The organism is Cedecea selenatireducens (assembly GCF_042138895.1).
GTDB classification, from domain to species: Bacteria; Pseudomonadota; Gammaproteobacteria; order Enterobacterales; family Enterobacteriaceae; genus Cedecea; species Cedecea selenatireducens.
In genome coordinates, this window is record NZ_JBHIKW010000003.1 from 66561 (window position 1) to 85207 (window position 18647).

An 18647-nucleotide genomic window follows, 5' to 3' on the forward strand; every position below is an offset into this window, starting at 1 on the left:
AAACGGCCTCTTTTCAGAGGCCGTTGGCGTTGTTTTCGGAATATTCTTTCAGGCTGATGAGTATCAGCCCTTAATCTGCGCGTGCATTTCCTGCACCGAGATCACCTTCTCGGTGGCATCTGCGTTCAGCGCCATCGCCGTAGCGAAGCCGCCGTTCAGCGTGGTGTCGTAATGCACTTTGTACTGCAGCGCGCTGCGGCGAATCAGCTTGGAATCTTCAATCGCCTGGCGGCCCGCGGTGGTGTTGATGATGTAGGTGTATTCGCCATTCTTGATACGGTCCTGAATGTGCGGACGCCCTTCATGCACCTTGTTCACCAGGCGTGGGTTGATGCCAGCTTCACCCAGAACAATCGCGGTACCGTGGGTAGCATCCAGCTCGAAGCCCTGTTTCAGCAGCTTAGCGGCCAGGTCTACTACGCGCTCTTTATCGCCCTCACGCACGGAGAGAAGCGCGCGGCCCGGCTTACGCATCGTGGACTGGCTGCCCAGCATCGCTTTAGAGAAAGCTTCAGCGAAGGTACGGCCCACGCCCATCACTTCCCCGGTAGAGCGCATTTCTGGCCCTAACAGCGGGTCAACGCCTGGGAATTTGTTGAACGGCAGCACCACTTCTTTCACCGAGTAGTACGGTGGAATGATTTCTTTGGTCACGCCCTGCTCAACCAGCGTTTTACCTGCCATGACGCGAGCGGCAACTTTCGCCAGCGGCACGCCTGTTGCTTTGGAAACAAACGGCACGGTACGCGCGGCACGCGGGTTAACTTCAATCAGGTAAACCTCGTTGTCCTTCACCGCAAACTGCACGTTCATCAGACCGCGCACCTGCAGCTCGAAGGCCAGCTTCTGCACCTGCTGGCGCATTACGTCCTGGATTTCCTGGCTCAAAGTGTAAGCCGGCAGAGAACACGCAGAGTCACCGGAGTGAACGCCCGCCTGCTCAATGTGTTCCATGATGCCGCCAATCAGTACGGTTTCACCGTCACAAATGGCGTCCACGTCCACTTCAACCGCGTCATCAAGGAAGCGGTCGAGCAACACCGGGGCGTCGTTAGAGACGCTAACCGCAGTCTGGAAGTAGCGGCGAAGGTCCGCTTCATCGTAGACGATTTCCATCGCACGGCCGCCCAGCACGTAAGAAGGACGAACCACCAGCGGGTAACCAATCTGCACGGCTTTCTCTACGGCCTGCTCAATGGCCGTCACGGTGGCGTTAGCAGGCTGCTTCAGCTTCAGGCGTTCAACGGCATGCTGGAAGCGCTCACGGTCTTCCGCACGGTCGATAGCATCCGGGCTGGTGCCGATAACCGGCACACCGGCCGCTTCCAGCGCACGAGCCAGCTTCAGCGGAGTCTGGCCGCCATACTGCACGATAACGCCCTTCGGTTTCTCAACGCGGACGATTTCCAGCACGTCTTCCAGAGTCACCGGCTCAAAGTAGAGGCGGTCGGAAGTGTCGTAGTCGGTGGAGACGGTTTCCGGGTTGCAGTTAACCATGATGGTTTCGTAACCATCTTCGCGCAGCGCCAGAGAGGCGTGTACGCAGCAATAGTCGAACTCAATGCCCTGGCCGATGCGGTTTGGACCACCGCCCAGCACCATGATTTTATCGCGGTCGTTGTTCGGGTTAGCTTCACACTCATCTTCGTACGTGGAGTACATGTAAGCGGTGTCGGTAGCAAACTCTGCCGCACAGGTATCCACGCGCTTATAGACAGGGTGCAGGTTATATTGCTCACGCAGTTTGCGAACTTCGGATTCACGAACGCCAGCCAGTTTCGCCAGACGCGCATCCGCAAAACCTTTGCGCTTCAGCATCCGCAGGAAGTCGTGGGTCAGGCCGGTGATACCAATTTCAGCCACCTGCTCTTCCAGGCGCACCAGCTCTTCAATCTGCACCAGGAACCAGCGGTCGATGTTGGTCAGGTTGAACACGCCGTCTACGGACAGGCCCGCACGGAACGCGTCTGCCACATACCAGATACGCTCGGCGCCTGCGTCTTTCAGCTCGCGACGAATTTTGGTCAGCGCTTCCGGGTCATCCAGGCTGACTTTCGGGTCAAAGCCCATGGCACCAACTTCCAGGCCACGCAGCGCTTTCTGCAGGGACTCTTGCTGGGTGCGGCCGATAGCCATGACTTCACCCACGGATTTCATCTGGGTGGTCAGGCGGTCGTTTGCGCCGGCAAATTTCTCGAAGTTAAAGCGAGGGATCTTGGTCACGACATAGTCGATGGAAGGCTCGAAGGAAGCCGGAGTGCGGCCGCCGGTGATGTCGTTCATCAGCTCGTCGAGGGTATAACCTACCGCCAGCTTCGCGGCAACTTTTGCAATCGGGAAGCCCGTTGCTTTAGACGCCAGCGCGGAGGAACGGGACACGCGTGGGTTCATCTCGATGATGATCAGGCGGCCAGTCTTCGGGTTAACGGAGAACTGAACGTTTGAGCCCCCGGTTTCCACGCCGATCTCACGCAGCACCGCCATCGAGGCGTTACGCATGATTTGGTATTCTTTATCGGTCAGCGTTTGCGCTGGCGCCACGGTAATTGAGTCACCGGTATGAATGCCCATCGGGTCGAAGTTTTCGATAGAGCAGACGATGATGCAGTTGTCGTTTTTATCACGCACCACTTCCATCTCGTACTCTTTCCAGCCGATCAGCGATTCATCAATCAGCAGCTCTTTGGTTGGGGAGAGATCCAGGCCGCGCTCGCAAATCTCTTCAAATTCTTCGCGGTTATAGGCGATACCGCCGCCGGAGCCACCCATAGTAAAGGAGGGGCGGATGATGCACGGATAGCCCACGTCGGCCGCAACGGCCAGCGCTTCTTCCATATTATGTGCAATGCCGGAGCGCGCGGTGTCGAGGCCGATTTTTTTCATCGCGATGTCGAAGCGACGGCGATCTTCAGCCTTGTCGATAGCGTCTGCGGTGGCGCCGATCATGGTGACGCCGAACTCTTCCAGCACGCCCTGGCGCTCAAGCTCCAGCGCACAGTTCAGCGCGGTCTGGCCGCCCATGGTTGGCAGCACCGCGTCCGGGCGCTCTTTTTCGATGATTTTGCGCACCACTTCCCAGTGAATAGGCTCGATGTAGGTCGCATCAGCCATTTCCGGGTCGGTCATGATGGTTGCCGGGTTGGAGTTCACCAGAATAACGCGGTAACCCTCTTCACGCAGCGCTTTACAAGCCTGAGCACCAGAGTAGTCGAACTCACAGGCCTGGCCGATAACAATCGGGCCGGCACCGAGGATCAGGATGCTTTTTATATCTGTACGTTTTGGCATTTTATTTCGCTCCTGATTATTTAGCGGTGTTACGGTATTGCTCGATAAGTTCGATAAAGTGGTCGAACAGCGGCGCGGCATCGTGCGGCCCCGGGCTGGCTTCAGGGTGGCCCTGGAAGCTGAACGCGGCTTTATCGGTGCGATGGATGCCCTGAAGGGTGCCATCGAACAGAGATTTGTGCGTTACACGCAGGTTGGCAGGCAGCGTCGTCTCATCCACCGCAAAACCGTGGTTCTGGGCGGTGATCATCACGCAGTCTTTATCCAGGTCTTTCACCGGGTGGTTACCGCCGTGGTGACCAAACTTCATCTTCACGGTGTTAGCGCCGCTCGCCAGCGCCAGCAGCTGGTGGCCGAGGCAAATCCCAAAGACAGGAATGTCTGTCTCCAGGAAGGATTTGATTGCGCTAATGGCGTAGTCGCAAGGTGCCGGGTCGCCAGGGCCGTTAGAAAGGAAGATGCCATCCGGGTTCATCTTCAACACTTCTTCCGCCGGCGTTTGTGCCGGAACAACCGTCAGGCGGCAGCCTCTGTCGACTAACATGCGCAGAATATTGCGTTTTGCGCCGTAGTCATAAGCCACTACGTGGAAAGGTAAATCTTCTGCTTTTGCCGCTTCCGGCAGATTGCCTTCAAGGGTCCAGCTCCCCTGCTGCCAGGTGTAAGCTTCTTTGGTCGTCACTTCTTTGGCGAGGTCCATGCCGTTCAGGCCAGGGAACGCTTTCGCTTTTTCCAGCGCCAGGGCCGCGTCTACGTTATCGCCCGCGATAATGCAGCCGTTCTGAGCACCTTTTTCACGCAGCAGGCGGGTCAGCTTGCGGGTATCGATATCGGCAATGGCCACGATGTTATGGCGCTTAAGGTAAGAAGAAAGGTCTTCGGTGCTTCTGAAGTTGCTGGCAATCAGCGGCAGGTCACGAATGACGAGGCCTTGCGCATGGACCTGGGAGGATTCTTCGTCGGCTTCATTGGTGCCGACATTGCCGATATGAGGATAAGTAAGAGTGACGATCTGGCGGGAGTAGGAAGGATCAGTGAGGATTTCTTGATAACCGGTCAATGAGGTATTGAAAACGACTTCACCCACTGCCGTACCCGATGCCCCAATGGCCCGACCGTGGAATTGGGTTCCGTCTTCCAGAACCAACAGCGCTGACTTAATCAAAACGTCCTCCAGGGAATAAACATTCAATTTATTCGCATATTAATTCAAAACTAACGGCTGAATCAAATGCAAAAAGCGTCTGCCCTACGGATTTTTGGCAAACGGCGGCATTCTAGAGACAAGCCGGGCGAAAGTCTACCTTAAGACGAAGTTTTTATGTCTATTTCGCCGCTCAGAGTAAAAATATCTGATTCGAGGGTCAAAATAACCAGCTAACCAGGGAAAAGTAATCGGTTGCCGGCTATGAATAGTGGAAAAGTGATGGGATAGCAGTGAAAAAGTAGACCAGATGGTCAAAATTAACATTACAACAACACAAAAAAGAGAGATAACCGCTAATTTTAAGCACAAATGAACACTTATAAATCAAGTAGCTTATAAAAACAAAAGGGTGATATAAATCACCCTAAAATCAATCAATTAAAAACAAACAACCACATTTATAAGGATAGGTTTAACTACAAATTATTGAGATCAAGCACGTCTCTCATATCAAAAATACCGTTCTTTTTACCTTTAAGCCACGAAGCGGAACGAACCGCGCCATTAGCAAAGGTCATGCGGCTTGAAGCCTTATGGGTAATCTCAACGCGCTCCCCAATATCTGCAAACATCGCGGTATGCTCCCCGACAATGTCGCCCGCACGCACGGTAGCAAAACCAATTGTGCCAGGCACTCGCTCACCGGTATGCCCTTCCCGAGAGTAAACCGCGCAGTCTTTGAGATCTTTGTCCATCGCCTGGGCAATAGCCTCGCCCATTGCCAGCGCGGTGCCGGAGGGAGCGTCCACTTTGTAACGGTGATGCGCCTCAATGATTTCGATATCGGTGTAATCGCCCATGACCCTGGCCGCTTTCTCGAGCAGCTTCAGCATCACGTTCACGCCCACGCTAAAGTTCGCCGCGAAGACAATCGGGATCTCACGCGCCGCATCGTTAATAGCCTGCTTGCCGGCATCATCAAAACCCGTCGTGCCGATAACCATGCCTTTGCCATGCTTGAGGCAAAATGCGAGGTGAGCCAGCGTCCCTTCCGGGCGGGTAAAATCAATAAAGACGTCGAAATCATTAGCTACCGCGTCCAGGCTATCGCTCACCAGCACGCCGGTTTTAGCCACACCGGCCAGTTCACCCGCGTCGCTGCCGACCAGAGAAGATCCCGGGCGCTCAAGCGCAGCGCCAAGCTGGACGCCGTCCAGCTGCAGAGCCGCCTGAATTAACTGGCGCCCCATACGGCCGCCCGCTCCCGCGATGGCTACGCGAATCTGTGCATCATGCATATCATTACTCTTTGGTTAAATAATTCGTAGAAACGCTCTCAGGTTAACCAGCCCGCTGCCGGGCCGCCAGCCGAAAACACCCATAATTAGAATTTACTGTCATGGCCCGTCAGTTATCAATAACGGACATTAAAACCATTTAATTAATAAGGCTTAATTCTGACTAAAACCGCATGACTCGCGGACGATAAGCGTCGGCGGCAAAATAATTCTTTTTGCCGGCTCATCGTTTCCCTGAATTCGGCTATAAAGCAGCTCTCCTGCTTTGCGGCCAATCTCTTTAGCGGCGACAGAGACCGTGGTAAGCGCAGGCTGTACCAGCGATGCTTCGGTCACGTCATCGAACCCAACGAGCGCAAAATCTTTTCCGACAACACGCCCCATCTTGCGCAGCGTCTGCATCACGCCCAGGGCGACAATATCCTGGTAACACACCGCCGCGGTGATCTGCGGGAAACGGGTAAAAAGCCCTTCTGCGACTCTGGCGCCGTCACTTTGAGAGGCCTGCGAGGCCACAATCCATTCGCTTTCAGGCTGAATATTGTGCTCCAGCAGCTTGCTGGTATACCCACCGATACGCTGCGCCCGGCTGGTAGAGCCGTTGCTCCCGCCGATAAAAGCAATATGCCTATGCCCGAGGCGTAACAAATGCTGAGTAGCCAACTGTGTTCCCAGGAAATTATCGGTGCCAACGAAGTCGAAATCGACATCCTCAAAGGGACGAACCACCATAATCGCCGGGATGTTTCTTCTTCTCAGCGTTTCAAAGAACAGCGGCGGAGTCTCTCTCGCACCACAAAGCACCATGCCGCAGGCATTATTACGCATCAGAGAGTCGACAAATTTCTGCTGGCGTTCGCAGGACTCTTCGCTGTTTGCCAGAAAAAGCAGCAGATCGTGACGCTCCATCTCATGGCTTAGCCCGGCGGTCATTTCACCATAAAAAGGGTTGGTAATATCATGCAGTAACAGCCCCACCTGATTACTGGTTCTGTTACGCAAATTGGCGGCGGTCTGGTTATACACATACCCCATCTCATCCAGCGTGAGTAATACCCGCTGCCGGGTGGCATCTGAAATACGCCCACGATTTCGTAGCACCATCGATACGGTTGCGGTTGAGACACCCGCCCGCTCAGCGACCTGAGCAAGAGTTACAGAAGTCATCGGCCCTCCTTGAAATCAATATCAGCAAAGATTAATCGAATAACCTGAAACTTGCATCTTTCTATGTGAAAGCCATCACAGATAGCCGGTAAAAATCCTCATCATTGCGAAAAATGGCGGGTTAATCATGTTTACCACTCTGTTCAAAAAAGGTTAATCGATTAATCTTATCTTAAATGAAAACAGGGAGTACTTATGAAACAGGCAGCGTATAACAAATTTCCTGAAGTCCAGGTTGCTGAGTATGCCGGCCACGCCTGCCAGGGCTGGGAGGCGATCGCCCAGGCGGTAAAGTCGACGCTTTCTCAAAGCGGAAAAACCGTGCTGGTGATCGATTGTTATCCAGGTGTACGCCTGGACGAGTTACGCCCACAGCTCATTGATGAGCTATGTCCGGCAAGAGTCATTAATGTCGAAGAGGCACGCCACAGCGAGCAGCATCTGCATGACCTGCTGGCCGGAAATCTGACCGACGATCGCGTTTTTGGCGTCCTCTCCTGCCACCAGCTTATCGAGTTTTTCGACGCTGAGAAGCTGGCGCAGATGCAGCATGAAATAGAGGAAATGGATGCTGGCCTGGCGGTGGTTTATGGCTCCGGTGCCGCGCTGGTTCATGAAGGTGATGTGCTGGTGTATGCCGACCTGGCGCGCTGGGAGATCCAGCAGCGTTTCCGAAGCGGCGAGCTGGGCAACTGGGGAACGGAGAATCAGCACGAAGATATACTGCGCCGCTACAAACGCGCCTTCTTTATTGAATGGCGCGTGTTCGACCGCCATAAAACGCCGTTGCTGAAACGCGCGAATTTTCTGTTGGATACCAATCAGAAGGATTCCCCAGCCCTGGTGACGGGCGAGGCACTGCGCCACGCGTTACAGCAAACAACCCGGCAGCCTTTCCGCGTCGTGCCCTTCTTCGACCCTGGAGTCTGGGGCGGACAGTGGATGAAGGAAAAATTCGATCTCGATCCCTCGAAGCCAAACTACGCATGGTGTTTTGACTGTGTGCCCGAGGAAAACAGCCTGTTACTGCGTATCGGTGACGTGCGGATCGAGATCCCCTCTCAGGATCTGGTGCTGCTCTACCCTCGCCCGCTGCTTGGCGAAAAAGTTCATGCTCGTTTTGGCGCAGAGTTCCCGATCCGCTTTGATTTTCTGGATACCGTCGGCGGTCAGAATCTCAGCTTTCAGGTTCATCCGCTGACCGAGTACATCCAACAGCATTTCGGCATGCATTACACCCAGGATGAAAGCTACTACCTGCTGGAAGCCGAGCCGGGAGCAGAGGTCTATCTGGGGACCAAAACTGGCATCAACCCGCAGGAAATGCTGGACGATCTTGCCGCCGCTCAGCGCGGTGAAAAGACCTTTGATGACGAGAAATTTGTTAATCGTTTCCCGGCGCACAAGCACGACCATTTCCTGATCCCTGCGGGTACCGTTCACTGTTCTGGCTCAGGCGCTATGGTGCTGGAAATCAGCGCCACGCCTTACATCTTCACCTTCAAACTGTGGGACTGGGGCCGACTGGGGCTGGATGGTTTACCGCGCCCCGTGCATCTGGAACACGGTGCTCAAGTTATCGACTGGCAGAGGGATACGCGCTGGGTCGAACAGCATCTGATAAACCATTTCGAGCCAATAGCCGAGGGAGATGGCTGGCACGAAGAACGAACCGGGCTTCATGAGCGTGAGTTTATTGAAACCCGGCGCCACTGGTTCAGCAAGCCGGTTACGCACCACACTCACGGTGGCGTGAACGTGCTTAATCTGGTGGAGGGCAGCGAAGCGGTGGTGGAAAGCCCAACTCACGCCTTTGAACCGTTTGTTGTTCATTATGCGGAAACATTCATCGTTCCGGCCGCCGTGGGCGAATATCGAATCTCACCTTATGGCGAGGGCGTCGGGCAGCAGCTCGCCACGATGAAAGCCTGGGTAAGGGGATAAATCATGATTAACGTCATTCTTGCAACACACGGTCCGCTGGCGGAGGCGATGCTGGCAACCGCACGCATGGTCTACGGCGAACTGCCGCACGTTTTTCCGGTTATGTTGAGCGAAACCAAGGGCATCAACGGCTTCCAGGATGAGTTTGCTGGCGTGCTTCAGCAAGCAAGCAAAGGTGCTGACGGCGTACTGGTGCTGTGCGATTTACAGAGCGGTACGCCGTGGAATGTTGCCTGCCATCATGCATTCGCTCCCTCAACGACACCGCCAATCGCGGTGCTGGGCGGCGTTAACTTCCCGATGCTGTTACTCAGCGACGAGCAAAAAACACTCACCGACGTAGAACAAGCCGCCGCCGTACTGCTTGAGCAAACGAAAGATGCGGTTGTTCAGGCTCGCCTGGTTGAAACCCAGCAATCTGATGATTTTTAAGGGGGCAAGATGAGTATTTCATTTGTACGGATTGACGACCGGGTGATCCACGGTCAGTTGATCACCCGATGGGCAAAAGAGCTGCCCTGTGACGGTATCGTGGCCATTGATGACGCCGTCGCAGCCGATCCGCTGCTTTCCTCAGTGATGAAAGGCGCGGTACAGGATACCAAAGTCTGGCTGTTCGATACCGCCACCGCCATTGAGAAGCTGCCGAAAATCATCGCCAGCGAAAAGCGCTATTTCGTGATTGGCAAGTCACCGGTCACGCTTCAGCGCATCGAGCAGGCGGGCGTCAGCCTGCAAAACGCTAACCGTAAAATTAACGTTGGGCCGATGAGCGCCCGCGCCAACACCACCACTATTGGGCCAAACCAGGCGGTCAGCGGAGAAGAAGCTTCGGCATTCGACTATCTGGCAGAGCGTGGGCATCAGATTGAGTTTCGCCTGGTGCCGGACGCAAGCTGCTATAGCTGGCAGGACGCCCGTCAAAAAATAAAATAAGGAGTGCATCATGGCTTTTGAAGCTGCGTTAATCGGCATTCTCTGTTACCTCGGTGCGCTCAGCAGCCCCTGGCTGCTCGGGCTCACCGGCGGCTGGTATCTGATTACCCGCCCGCTGGTTTCAGGCATGCTGGTGGGGTTTATCCTTGGCGATGTGCAAACCGGGATTATCATCGGCGTGGCCGTGCAGGCGGTCTACATTGCGATGGTAACCCCCGGAGGATCGATGCCGGCAGACCTTAACTTTGTCGCCTTCCCGGCGATTGCGCTGGGGATCTTATCGAATAAAGGGCCGGAAGTGGCCGTAGCGCTTGCCGCGACCATCGGCATTGCGGGCACGGTACTGTTTAACGCCATGCTGGTGCTGAACTCGTGGTGGAACCATCGGGCGGACATTGCACTGGAGAAAGGTGATGAGCGCGGTATTTACCTCAACAGCGCCATCTGGCCCCAGGCCACCAACTTCCTGATGCGCTTTGTGCCGACCTTCATCGCCGTCTATTTTGGCGCACAGTACATCAATGGATTTATGGATAGCCTGCCACACGTCGTGCTATCGACGATGAACGTGCTCGGCGGCATTCTGCCTGCGGTAGGCATCGCCATTCTGTTGAAGCAAATCATCAAAAACTACAGCATGCTGATCTACTTCCTGGTGGGCTTTATCTGCATCGTTTTCCTGAAGCTAAATATGGTGGCGCTGGTTATCGTCGGCAGCCTTTTAGCCCTAATCCATTACAACTACAAGCCAGAGCCACAGCCAGCAAATACGGCGAAACCGGCCGATGACGAGGATGAATTCTGATGGAAGATCGCAAACTCACCCGCCAGGATCTGCGCCGCTGCTGGCGCAGCTGGATGATGTATAACCTTTCTTCAATGAGCTTCGAACGCCTGGAATCCTTCGGCTTTTGCCTGAGTATGCTGCCCGTGGCGAAAAAGCTTTATCCGGATCTTCAGCAGCGTAAGGAGATGCTCAAACGGCATGCGTCGTTTTACAACACGGAACCGCAGCTGGGCGCTATCGTTAACGGCATGGTGCTGGGTCTGGAAGAGAAACGCGCCAACGGAGAACCTATCGACGGTGAAACCATCAACACCCTGAAAGTGGGGCTGATGGGGCCGGTCGCAGGGATTGGCGACTCCATGATTCCCGGTATGCTGATTCCTATCCTGTTAAGCATCGGGATGGCGCTGGCGGCAGGCGGCAATATTCTTGGACCGCTGTTCTACTGCGTGGCCTGGCTGGCAATCATTGTTCCCGGCTCGTGGTTCCTGTTCCTTAAAGGCTACCGGATGGGCTCAACGTCGGTTGAGATGCTGGTCAGCAGCAAATCAAACCGGCTGCGCGAAGCGCTTTCGCTGCTCGGCGTATTTGTGATGGGCGGCGTGGCTGCGAGCTACGTCAAATTAGGCACCGGGCTGGAGTTCATCACTAAAGACGGCGTGAATATCCATTTACAGCAAATGCTGGACGGTATTTTCCCGCAGCTTTTACCGCTGGTGGTGGTACTGGGGACCTGGTATTTGATGGCAAAACGCGGCCTGTCGCCGGTTAAGGCAATGTTGATGCTGCTGGTTATTGCAGCTCTTGGTGTCGCGGTTGGATTATTTGCAGCTTAACGTTACCCCCTCCTCCGCACGGAGGAGGGGACATTTTCAAGGGTGAAAATTCACCCACTTCTCGGCAACCATTCCCGGTTTTGAAATAAACTGAAAACGAGCCGGATCGTCCACAAATTGCTGATATAGCGGCTCATCTGTAATCCCAAACTCCCGATATTTACGCGGGGAGGTCGTGTGCAGGCGACCCGGCATATAATGTCGGTTATGCTGCCAGGCAACGTGCTCATCCTGCAAAATCGGATACCACGCCAGCCCCTTGTAGGCCCGCACCGCCTCATATTCAAAACCGTATTCCCTGTCGCACCACGCCCCAAACGTTAAAGGCTCGTGCGGCGAAGCAGAAACGGTAGCATGGGCCCAGCCGGGTGGCACCAGCACCTTATCGCCAGCTTCAGCCAATATTGCAAAGCAACGGCCCGGATCGTCGGCCACAAACTCCTGCATATAGATAATCGCCTTCCCCTGCCAGATTTCATACAGTTCGGGCGGCGACCAGCCGCTGTGAGCGCTGACCCGATGAATATGCCCCTGGCTGCGAATGGGTTCTTCGCCCAAACGCCCGGACGCATAGGTCACCACGCCAAAAAGCAACATTCGCTTCTTCAGTTCGGCAATATCACTTATCCGGGCGACGTCCATTGCAATCGCATACACCTGTTCCGGCCCTGTACATTCAGGATCCCGCAGAGAAGCTCGGATTTGATCCAGCGTGCGGATTTCAGGCAAAGGCCCCAGCGTTTCTTCGCCATAGCTGAACCCCATAGGCTGATGATGAATCAGCATATCCAGGCCGTATTTTTTTACGCTGTCAGTCATGGCTAGCCTCCGCGCGCCAGCCAGTGCCGTCGGTCTTGATCCTGACGGAAAATCCGTCCGACAGAGTGGCGTAATCATGCCCGGCAACCGTTGGCCAAACAGCAAGAGCGGAAAGAATTTCGCCGCCCGTATTGATGAGCCGGTGCGCTGTATACCCGGGAATGATATGCACGGATCCGGCGGTAACTATCTCGACCCGGGCTTCACCTCGTTCGTTTTGCAGCAGCAATAATCCGCAGCCGCGCAGGCCGAAATAGACTTCGCCCTGCTCCCGGCGCGCATGAAAATGGCCACGAGTCATAAAAAACTCATCGCCAACCCGGCCTGGGTGTACGTGAGTCACGCCGGTAAAAAGCGCACCTTCGCAAGTTTCAGTTTGCAGAACGTCAACATCATAGACAGCCTGGCCAGGCTCACATCGTTGCCAGCTTTTTGTGTCGGCAAAAACGCCAGCCAGCGCGGCTATATCGGTGGTTTTGCGGATAACGGGGCCATTTTTCAGCGCGCCCGTTTGCCATGCCACATGGGGTGGCACGAGAGTAGAAAGTGTCATGTTTATCTCCGGCCCGAGGAGAACAACTTCATCGACACACTAACAGATTAATCGATTAACCTGAAGACGAATGAACAAGCTTGCGAACGCAATCACACTCCTGGAACCGGAAGGCAGAGCTCACCGAAATATCCCTATGCTGGATTCCACTCAAGGCGCCAGCGCCAGCACCTCAGAGACCCACGCCTGAAAACCGGGAACGTCGATATCCAACGCAACCTGAGCGTTTGCCGGGCGCTCCAGGCGATGCTCCAGGTCCACGACCGTGGTTCCGCTGGTATAAGTCCCGTGCGTTTCCACCGCAACGAAACAAGAGTAAGTTTGAAACAGTTCGGGTTTAACCAGCCACGCAATGGCGGTCAAATCATGCATTCGCAGCCCGGTTTCCATGCTGCCGCTGCGGTAATGACTGAATAGCGCATGCAGCATTTTCCCGGTGCGGTTCAGCTCAGGCAGGCGAGCCAGGTACTCAGGGGAAAGTATGGCCCGGCTGGTAACGTCCAGCCCGCACATGACTATCTCCAGGCCGCTCTCAAAAACACGGGCCGCGGCTTCAGGATCGATAGCGATGTTGAATTCGGCGGTCGGCGTAAAGTTCCCTCGCCCCGCAGATCCGCCCATCATAACCACACGCTTAATGCGCGCCTTGCACTCCGGGTACTGAGTCAGCAGCAAAGCGACGTTGGTCAGCGGGCCAATGGTGACCAAAGTAACCGGCTCATCGCTGTTTATCAGGCAATCGTACATAGCCTGAAATGCGGGCACCGGCAGCGCATGACGAGACGTTTCGGTAAAGACATAACCTTCCATCCCCGATTCGCCGTGCACGTAGGCAGCATCCCGCAATGGACGCAGCAGCGGTACCGAAGCGCCCCTGGCAACGGGCGTATCTTTTTGCCAAAACTCCAGCAGCTGCAGCGCATTCCGCGTGGTTTTCTCCACCGACACATTCCCGGCGACGGTGGCGATCAGTTTCAAATCCAGCTGGGGTGCAAACAGGGCCGCCGCGAGGGCAACCGCATCGTCGATACCGGGATCGGTATCAAGAATAATCGGGGTTCTGGTCATGCTTTTCTCCATAAAAAATGCCAGCGGGCATACACCAGCTGGCATCTTCTCATAAACGTAAATCGACGACGCTAATCTACTTCACGGATGTCGACCCGCAGCTCACGCGGCACTTCAAACACGATGTTCTCTTCGCGCCCGGTCAGCTCCTGGGCTTCACTGCCGCCCAGCTCACGCAGGCGGGTAATGACGTTCTGCACCAGCACGTCCGGCGCAGAAGCCCCGGCGGTAACGCCGACGCAATTTGCCTCTTTTACCCAGGATTCCTGGATATCCGCGGCGTCATCAATCAGGTAGGCCGCCTTCCCCATTCGCTGTGCCAGTTCGGCAAGGCGGTTGGAGTTAGAGGAGTTTTTAGACCCTACAACCAGCACCACATCGGCTTCACTGGCTAGCGCACGCACCGCTTCCTGGCGGTTAGTGGTGGCATAGCAAATGTCGTCTTTACGCGGGCCGATGATTTTCGGGAAGCGCTTGCGCAGGGCGTCAATCACGTCCGAAGTATCGTCCACGGAAAGCGTGGTCTGGGTCATAAACGACAGATTGCTTTCGTCTTTAACCTCAAGCGTCCAGACATCATCCGGCGACTCGACCAGGTACATTCCGCCTTTCGGGTTGCTGTACTGGCCCATGGTGCCTTCGACTTCCGGGTGGCCGGCATGGCCGATCAGAATCGACTCTTCGCCGCGACGGCTGGCACGCGCCACTTCCATATGCACTTTTGTCACCAGCGGACAGGTGGCATCGAAGACCGTCAGCTCGCGGCTTTTGGCTTCGTTACGCACCGCCTGAGAAACGCCGTGCGCCGAAAAAATCAGGATCGCGCCGTCCGGCACTTCGCTGATCTGCTCGATGAAAATCGCCCCACGCTCGCGCAGGCTGTCCACCACGTAGCGGTTATGCACAACTTCGTGGCGAACGTAGATTGGCGCGCCGTAAATCTGCAGCGCGTTTTCGACAATGCTGATAGCGCGGTCGACCCCAGCACAAAAGCCTCTGGGATTAGCCAACAGGATCTGCATTCAACGCCTCCAGTACCGGATTAACTTCCAGTACTTCAATATCAAAATGGATAGTCTGCCCGGCAAGCGGATGGTTAAAGTCCACGGTTATCGAGTCGCCGTTAACTTCACGCACCACGCCCGGCATTTCGCTGCCATCCATTGCGGTAAACAGCATAATCGCACCCGGCTCAGGCTCACCCGCCTCGACAAACTCACGGCGCGAAAAGTACTGAATCATATCCGGGCTTGGAATGCCAAAGGCCGACTCTGGTGCCAGCGAGAACGCTTTTTTATCACCAGCCTTCAGGCCAACCAGCTGATCTTCCATGCCAGGGGACAGTGTCTCATCCCCAAGGCGGAACAGCGCAGGCTTACCGTTCGCGCGGGTTGACTCCGCTGTGGAGCCATCCTCAAGCTTTAGCGTGAAATGCACCAGCACCGCGCTGTTGGTTTGTACGGACTCAGCCATGGATTACCCTTTTTGCTTTGCGGGCTTGTCGGAGGAGACAAAGAAGCCCTCCAGCACAATCAGCGCCGCGCCGATACAGATTGCGGTATCGGCCAGATTGAAGGTGGCAAAGTGCCAGTCGCCAACGTAGAAATCGATCATGTCGACGACAAAGCCGTGCCACAAGCGATCGAACAGATTGCCGAGCGCACCGCCAATGATTAACGCATAGGCGATGTTATTCAGCTTCTGGCTCGCTTTAGCGCGATACATCATCCACACCAGCGCCACGCAGATACCGATCGCGATCCCCGCGAAGAACCAGCGCTGCCAGCCGCCTTTGTCGGCCAGGAAGCTAAATGCGGCGCCATAGTTACGGGCGTAGTGCAAATTCAGGGAAGGGAACAGTGGCACCGTATCCCCCAGCATGAAGTGCTGGAGGATCAGGTATTTACTGCCCAGATCCACAATCAGAACTACCACCACCAGCCACAGCCAGCACAACCCGGTAGAGAAAATTGGTTTCATCAAGCAAACTTACGTTGTTCGCCGTCGCCGGCTACGTTGCTGACACAGCGGCCGCAGATTTCTGCGTGTTCCGCTACCTGACCGATATCGGTGGTGTAATGCCAGCAGCGCGGGCACTTCTCACCGTCGGCTTTACGCAAGGCAACTTTCAGCCCCTTGAGGATTTCGCTCTGCTGAGCGTCATCGCTCGCCTGCGCATAATCGGCAACGGCAGCGGCCGAGGTCAACAGGACAAATCGCAATTCATCGCTCAGGCTGTTCAGCTTCGCCGCCAGCTCAGCGTCAGCGTACAGGGTGACTGCCGCTTCCAGAGAACCGCCGATGCGCTTATCAGCACGAGCCTGCTCGATGACCTTGTTCACTTCGCCACGCACGGTCAGCAGAGTATCCCAGAACTCATTGTTCATCCCTTCGCTTTCCGCCAGGCCAAACAGACCTTCGTACCACTCGCCGGTGAACACATACTTCTCGCGCGCACCTGGCAGGAAGCCCCAGATTTCGTCGGCGGTGAAGGACATGATCGGCGCCATCCAGCGCACCAGCGCTTCAGAGATGTGATACAGCGCGGTCTGGCAGCTGCGACGAGCTACGCTGTCGGCCTTCGCGGTGTACTGACGATCCTTGATGATGTCGAGGTAGAACGAGCCCATTTCGACGGAGCAGAAGCGCATCAGACGCTGCACCACTTCGTGGAAATCGTAGTTTTCGTAAGAGGCGAGAATATCCGCCTGAGCTTCTTTCGCGCAGCCAACGGCCCAGCGATCCAGCACCACCATATCTTCTGGTTTCACCATGTCGGTTTCAGGGTTGAAGCCGCTCAGGTTTGCCAGCAGGAAGCGCGCGGTGTTACGGATACGACGATAAGCGTCAGCGGAACGTTTCAGAATCTCGTCAGAAACTGCCATTTCACCGGTGTAATCGGTAGACGCCACCCACAGACGCAGAATGTCCGCGCCGAGCTTGTTCATCACGTCCTGCGGGCTAACGGTGTTGCCGATAGACTTGGACATCTTACGGCCCTGACCATCAACGGTGAAGCCGTGGGTCAGTACCTGGCGGTAAGGCGCTTTGCCTTTCATCGCCGTGGAGATCATCAGGGAGGACATGAACCAGCCGCGATGCTGATCGGAACCTTCCAGGTACATATCCGCAGAATGGCCGTGGAACTCAGGGCGTGCGTCGACCACGGAGTAATTGGTTGAACCGGAGTCGAACCAAACGTCCAGGGTATCAGGCACTTTCACGTAGTTGTCGGCGTCGTCACCCATGATGTCGCGCGGGTCGAGATCCCACCACGCCTGGATGCCGTCCTGCTCAACGCGCTTAGCCACTTCTTCCATCAGCTCAAGCGAGCGTGGGTGCAGTTCTTCGGTGTCTTTATGCACGAACAGAGACATCGGCACGCCCCAGGTACGCTGACGTGAGATACACCAGTCTGGGCGGTTCGCCACCATGGATTCGATACGAGCCTGGCCCCAGTCAGGGATCCACTGCACGCCTTTGATCTCTTTCAGGGACTGCGCGCGCAGGCCTTTCTGATCCATGCTGATAAACCACTGCGGCGTTGCACGGAAGATGATCGGCGTTTTGTGGCGCCAGCAGTGCGGATAGCTGTGCAGCAGTTTTTCAACGTGCAGCAGAGCGCCTTTATCACGCAGGATGTTCACGATCAGGTCATTAGCTTTGAATACCTGAACGCCGTCCAGGCCTTCGTAGGTACCCGGCAGATAGCTGCCGTCCGGGCCAACCGGGTTAGCGATTTCCAGGCCATATTTTTGGCTGATGGTGTAGTCGTCCGGGCCGTGGCCACCGGCGGTATGTACCGCCCCGGTACCCGCGTCCAGGGTAACGTGGTCGCCAAGAATGGCCGGAACGTCAAAGCCCATGAACGGATGCTTAAAGCGCAGCAGCTCAAGCTCAGCGCCTTTTACGGTGCCGAGGATCTGGTAATCGGTCACGCCAGCGCGCTTCAGCACGCTTTCCATCAGGTCCTTCGCCACGATCAGCGCCTGGCCTTCAATCTGCACCAGCACGTAGTCAAACTCAGCGCCCAGGGAGATAGCGCGGTTAGCCGGCAGGGTCCACGGCGTGGTGGTCCAGATAAGCAGGGAGACCGGGCCATTGACGGCTGAGGCACCAAACTTAGCTTTGACCGCATCGACATCTACAGCGTTGAACGTCACGTCGATAGACGGGGACGTTTTGTCGTAATACTCGACTTCCGCTTCCGCCAGCGCGGAACGGCAGTCAACGCACCAGTGAACCGGCTTAGCCCCTTTGTGCAGGTGGCCGTTGCCGATGATTTTACCCAGCGCACGAATGATGTTGGCTTCGGTGTTGAAGTCCATGGTCAGGTATGGACGAGACCAGTCGCCCAGCACGCCCAGGCGAATGAAGTCTTCGCGCTGGCCATTAACCTGCTCGGCGGCATATTTGCGGCACGCGGCACGGAACTCAGCGGCTGACACTTTCTCACCCGGCTTACCGATCAGTTGCTCAACTTTCAGCTCGATTGGCAGGCCGTGACAGTCCCAGCCCGGCACGTACGGAGAGTCGAAGCCGGAGAGCCCTTTGGACTTAATGATAATATCTTTCAGAATCTTGTTAACTGAGTGACCAATGTGAATGCTACCGTTCGCATAAGGAGGGCCATCATGCAAAATAAAGGTTTTTTTGCCTTTTTTCGCATTACGGATGATGCCGTACAGATCGTCATCATTCCAACGCGCCAGCATACCCGGTTCGCGCTTGGCTAAATCGCCGCGCATCGGGAACCCTGTTTCAGGCAAATTTAGGGTAGATTTAAAGTCACTCATTAGATTCT

At 55.5% G+C, this 18647-nt stretch carries 16 protein-coding genes; 5 read left to right on the top strand and 11 right to left on the bottom strand.

The features are described 5' to 3' along the window. Positions 1-63: 63 nt before the first annotated feature. The 4 genes from carB to ACE38U_RS05715 form a co-directional block, all read right to left on the bottom strand. Positions 64-3288 carry a carbamoyl-phosphate synthase large subunit gene (gene carB / locus ACE38U_RS05700; RefSeq protein WP_038475663.1) on the bottom strand — a complete coding sequence of 1075 codons (3225 nt, stop codon included), beginning with the start codon at positions 3286-3288 and terminating at the stop codon, positions 64-66. Positions 3289-3304: 16 nt separating this feature from the next. Beyond that, positions 3305-4453 (bottom strand): glutamine-hydrolyzing carbamoyl-phosphate synthase small subunit, encoded by a 1149-nt coding sequence (gene carA, locus ACE38U_RS05705; protein WP_038475665.1) that lies wholly within the window; start codon positions 4451-4453, stop codon positions 3305-3307. 458 nt (positions 4454-4911) lie between these two features. After that, on the bottom strand, positions 4912-5733 hold the full coding sequence (dapB, locus tag ACE38U_RS05710) for a 4-hydroxy-tetrahydrodipicolinate reductase (RefSeq protein ID WP_375529325.1): 822 nt from the start codon (positions 5731-5733) through the stop codon (positions 4912-4914). A gap of 153 nt (positions 5734-5886) precedes the next feature. Then, the gene (locus tag ACE38U_RS05715) at positions 5887-6900 is read right to left on the bottom strand and encodes a LacI family DNA-binding transcriptional regulator (protein WP_176982191.1); all 1014 of its coding nucleotides are present in this window, start codon (positions 6898-6900) and stop codon (positions 5887-5889) included. A 195-nt stretch (positions 6901-7095) separates the two neighbouring features. On the opposite strand from ACE38U_RS05715, the gene ACE38U_RS05720 reads away from it, so the two are divergent. Genes ACE38U_RS05720 through ACE38U_RS05740 form a run of 5 tightly spaced genes read left to right on the top strand, consistent with a single transcriptional unit; the run spans position 7096 to position 11403 of the window. Continuing rightward, positions 7096-8844, top strand: coding sequence for a class I mannose-6-phosphate isomerase (locus ACE38U_RS05720; protein WP_375529326.1), 1749 nt, complete (start codon positions 7096-7098; stop codon positions 8842-8844). A gap of 3 nt (positions 8845-8847) precedes the next feature. After that, positions 8848-9276 (top strand): PTS sugar transporter subunit IIA, encoded by a 429-nt coding sequence (locus ACE38U_RS05725; RefSeq protein ID WP_038475673.1) that lies wholly within the window; start codon positions 8848-8850, stop codon positions 9274-9276. A gap of 9 nt (positions 9277-9285) precedes the next feature. Then, complete coding sequence (locus tag ACE38U_RS05730) at positions 9286-9780, top strand: PTS sugar transporter subunit IIB (protein ID WP_038475675.1); 495 nt, start codon at positions 9286-9288, stop codon at positions 9778-9780. A 10-nt stretch (positions 9781-9790) separates the two neighbouring features. Beyond that, positions 9791-10585: a PTS mannose/fructose/sorbose/N-acetylgalactosamine transporter subunit IIC gene (locus tag ACE38U_RS05735; protein ID WP_038475677.1), complete on the top strand. Its 795-nt coding sequence runs from the start codon at positions 9791-9793 to the stop codon at positions 10583-10585. Continuing rightward, positions 10585-11403, top strand: coding sequence for a PTS system mannose/fructose/sorbose family transporter subunit IID (locus ACE38U_RS05740; RefSeq protein WP_038475679.1), 819 nt, complete (start codon positions 10585-10587; stop codon positions 11401-11403). Before ACE38U_RS05735 ends, ACE38U_RS05740 begins: the two co-directional genes overlap by 1 nt. 36 nt (positions 11404-11439) lie before the next feature. Here ACE38U_RS05740 and ACE38U_RS05745 read toward each other — a convergent pair whose 3' ends face one another. From ACE38U_RS05745 to ileS, 7 genes are all read right to left on the bottom strand, one after another. Beyond that, complete coding sequence (locus ACE38U_RS05745) at positions 11440-12222, bottom strand: glucose-6-phosphate isomerase family protein (RefSeq protein WP_038475681.1); 783 nt, start codon at positions 12220-12222, stop codon at positions 11440-11442. Then, positions 12215-12775: a glucose-6-phosphate isomerase family protein gene (locus tag ACE38U_RS05750; RefSeq protein WP_038475683.1), complete on the bottom strand. Its 561-nt coding sequence runs from the start codon at positions 12773-12775 to the stop codon at positions 12215-12217. Before ACE38U_RS05750 ends, ACE38U_RS05745 begins: the two co-directional genes overlap by 8 nt. 150 nt (positions 12776-12925) lie before the next feature. Then, positions 12926-13843 carry a ribonucleoside hydrolase RihC gene (gene rihC, locus ACE38U_RS05755; RefSeq protein WP_375529327.1) on the bottom strand — a complete coding sequence of 306 codons (918 nt, stop codon included), beginning with the start codon at positions 13841-13843 and terminating at the stop codon, positions 12926-12928. A gap of 71 nt (positions 13844-13914) precedes the next feature. Next, positions 13915-14865 carry a 4-hydroxy-3-methylbut-2-enyl diphosphate reductase gene (gene ispH / locus ACE38U_RS05760; RefSeq protein WP_375529328.1) on the bottom strand — a complete coding sequence of 317 codons (951 nt, stop codon included), beginning with the start codon at positions 14863-14865 and terminating at the stop codon, positions 13915-13917. Further along, entirely contained in the window at positions 14846-15316 is a 471-nt protein-coding gene (gene fkpB, locus ACE38U_RS05765; protein WP_038475687.1) for an FKBP-type peptidyl-prolyl cis-trans isomerase, read from the bottom strand. The genes ispH and fkpB overlap by 20 nt, the downstream gene beginning before the upstream one ends. A 3-nt stretch (positions 15317-15319) precedes the next feature. Then, the gene (gene lspA, locus ACE38U_RS05770; RefSeq protein ID WP_038475688.1) at positions 15320-15823 is read right to left on the bottom strand and encodes a signal peptidase II; all 504 of its coding nucleotides are present in this window, start codon (positions 15821-15823) and stop codon (positions 15320-15322) included. Next, the gene (gene ileS / locus ACE38U_RS05775) at positions 15823-18639 is read right to left on the bottom strand and encodes an isoleucine--tRNA ligase (RefSeq protein WP_375529329.1); all 2817 of its coding nucleotides are present in this window, start codon (positions 18637-18639) and stop codon (positions 15823-15825) included. The genes lspA and ileS overlap by 1 nt, the downstream gene beginning before the upstream one ends. Positions 18640-18647 lie beyond the last annotated feature (8 nt).

What these genes read in the sequence shown, in the direction of transcription:
- rihC (WP_375529327.1), bottom strand. Translation starts at nt 13,843, where the DNA reads ATGACCAGAACCCCGATTATTCTTGATACCGATCCCGGTATCGACGAT.
- ACE38U_RS05750 (WP_038475683.1), bottom strand. Translation starts at nt 12,775, where the DNA reads ATGACACTTTCTACTCTCGTGCCACCCCATGTGGCATGGCAAACGGGC.
- dapB (WP_375529325.1), bottom strand. Translation starts at nt 5,733, where the DNA reads ATGCATGATGCACAGATTCGCGTAGCCATCGCGGGAGCGGGCGGCCGT.
- ACE38U_RS05740 (WP_038475679.1), top strand. Translation starts at nt 10,585, where the DNA reads ATGGAAGATCGCAAACTCACCCGCCAGGATCTGCGCCGCTGCTGGCGC.
- ACE38U_RS05745 (WP_038475681.1), bottom strand. Translation starts at nt 12,222, where the DNA reads ATGACTGACAGCGTAAAAAAATACGGCCTGGATATGCTGATTCATCAT.
- ACE38U_RS05725 (WP_038475673.1), top strand. Translation starts at nt 8,848, where the DNA reads ATGATTAACGTCATTCTTGCAACACACGGTCCGCTGGCGGAGGCGATG.
- fkpB (WP_038475687.1), bottom strand. Translation starts at nt 15,316, where the DNA reads ATGGCTGAGTCCGTACAAACCAACAGCGCGGTGCTGGTGCATTTCACG.
- lspA (WP_038475688.1), bottom strand. Translation starts at nt 15,823, where the DNA reads ATGAAACCAATTTTCTCTACCGGGTTGTGCTGGCTGTGGCTGGTGGTG.
- ileS (WP_375529329.1), bottom strand. Translation starts at nt 18,639, where the DNA reads ATGAGTGACTTTAAATCTACCCTAAATTTGCCTGAAACAGGGTTCCCG.
- ACE38U_RS05735 (WP_038475677.1), top strand. Translation starts at nt 9,791, where the DNA reads ATGGCTTTTGAAGCTGCGTTAATCGGCATTCTCTGTTACCTCGGTGCG.
- ACE38U_RS05720 (WP_375529326.1), top strand. Translation starts at nt 7,096, where the DNA reads ATGAAACAGGCAGCGTATAACAAATTTCCTGAAGTCCAGGTTGCTGAG.
- ACE38U_RS05730 (WP_038475675.1), top strand. Translation starts at nt 9,286, where the DNA reads ATGAGTATTTCATTTGTACGGATTGACGACCGGGTGATCCACGGTCAG.
- ACE38U_RS05715 (WP_176982191.1), bottom strand. Translation starts at nt 6,900, where the DNA reads ATGACTTCTGTAACTCTTGCTCAGGTCGCTGAGCGGGCGGGTGTCTCA.
- carB (WP_038475663.1), bottom strand. Translation starts at nt 3,288, where the DNA reads ATGCCAAAACGTACAGATATAAAAAGCATCCTGATCCTCGGTGCCGGC.
- ispH (WP_375529328.1), bottom strand. Translation starts at nt 14,865, where the DNA reads ATGCAGATCCTGTTGGCTAATCCCAGAGGCTTTTGTGCTGGGGTCGAC.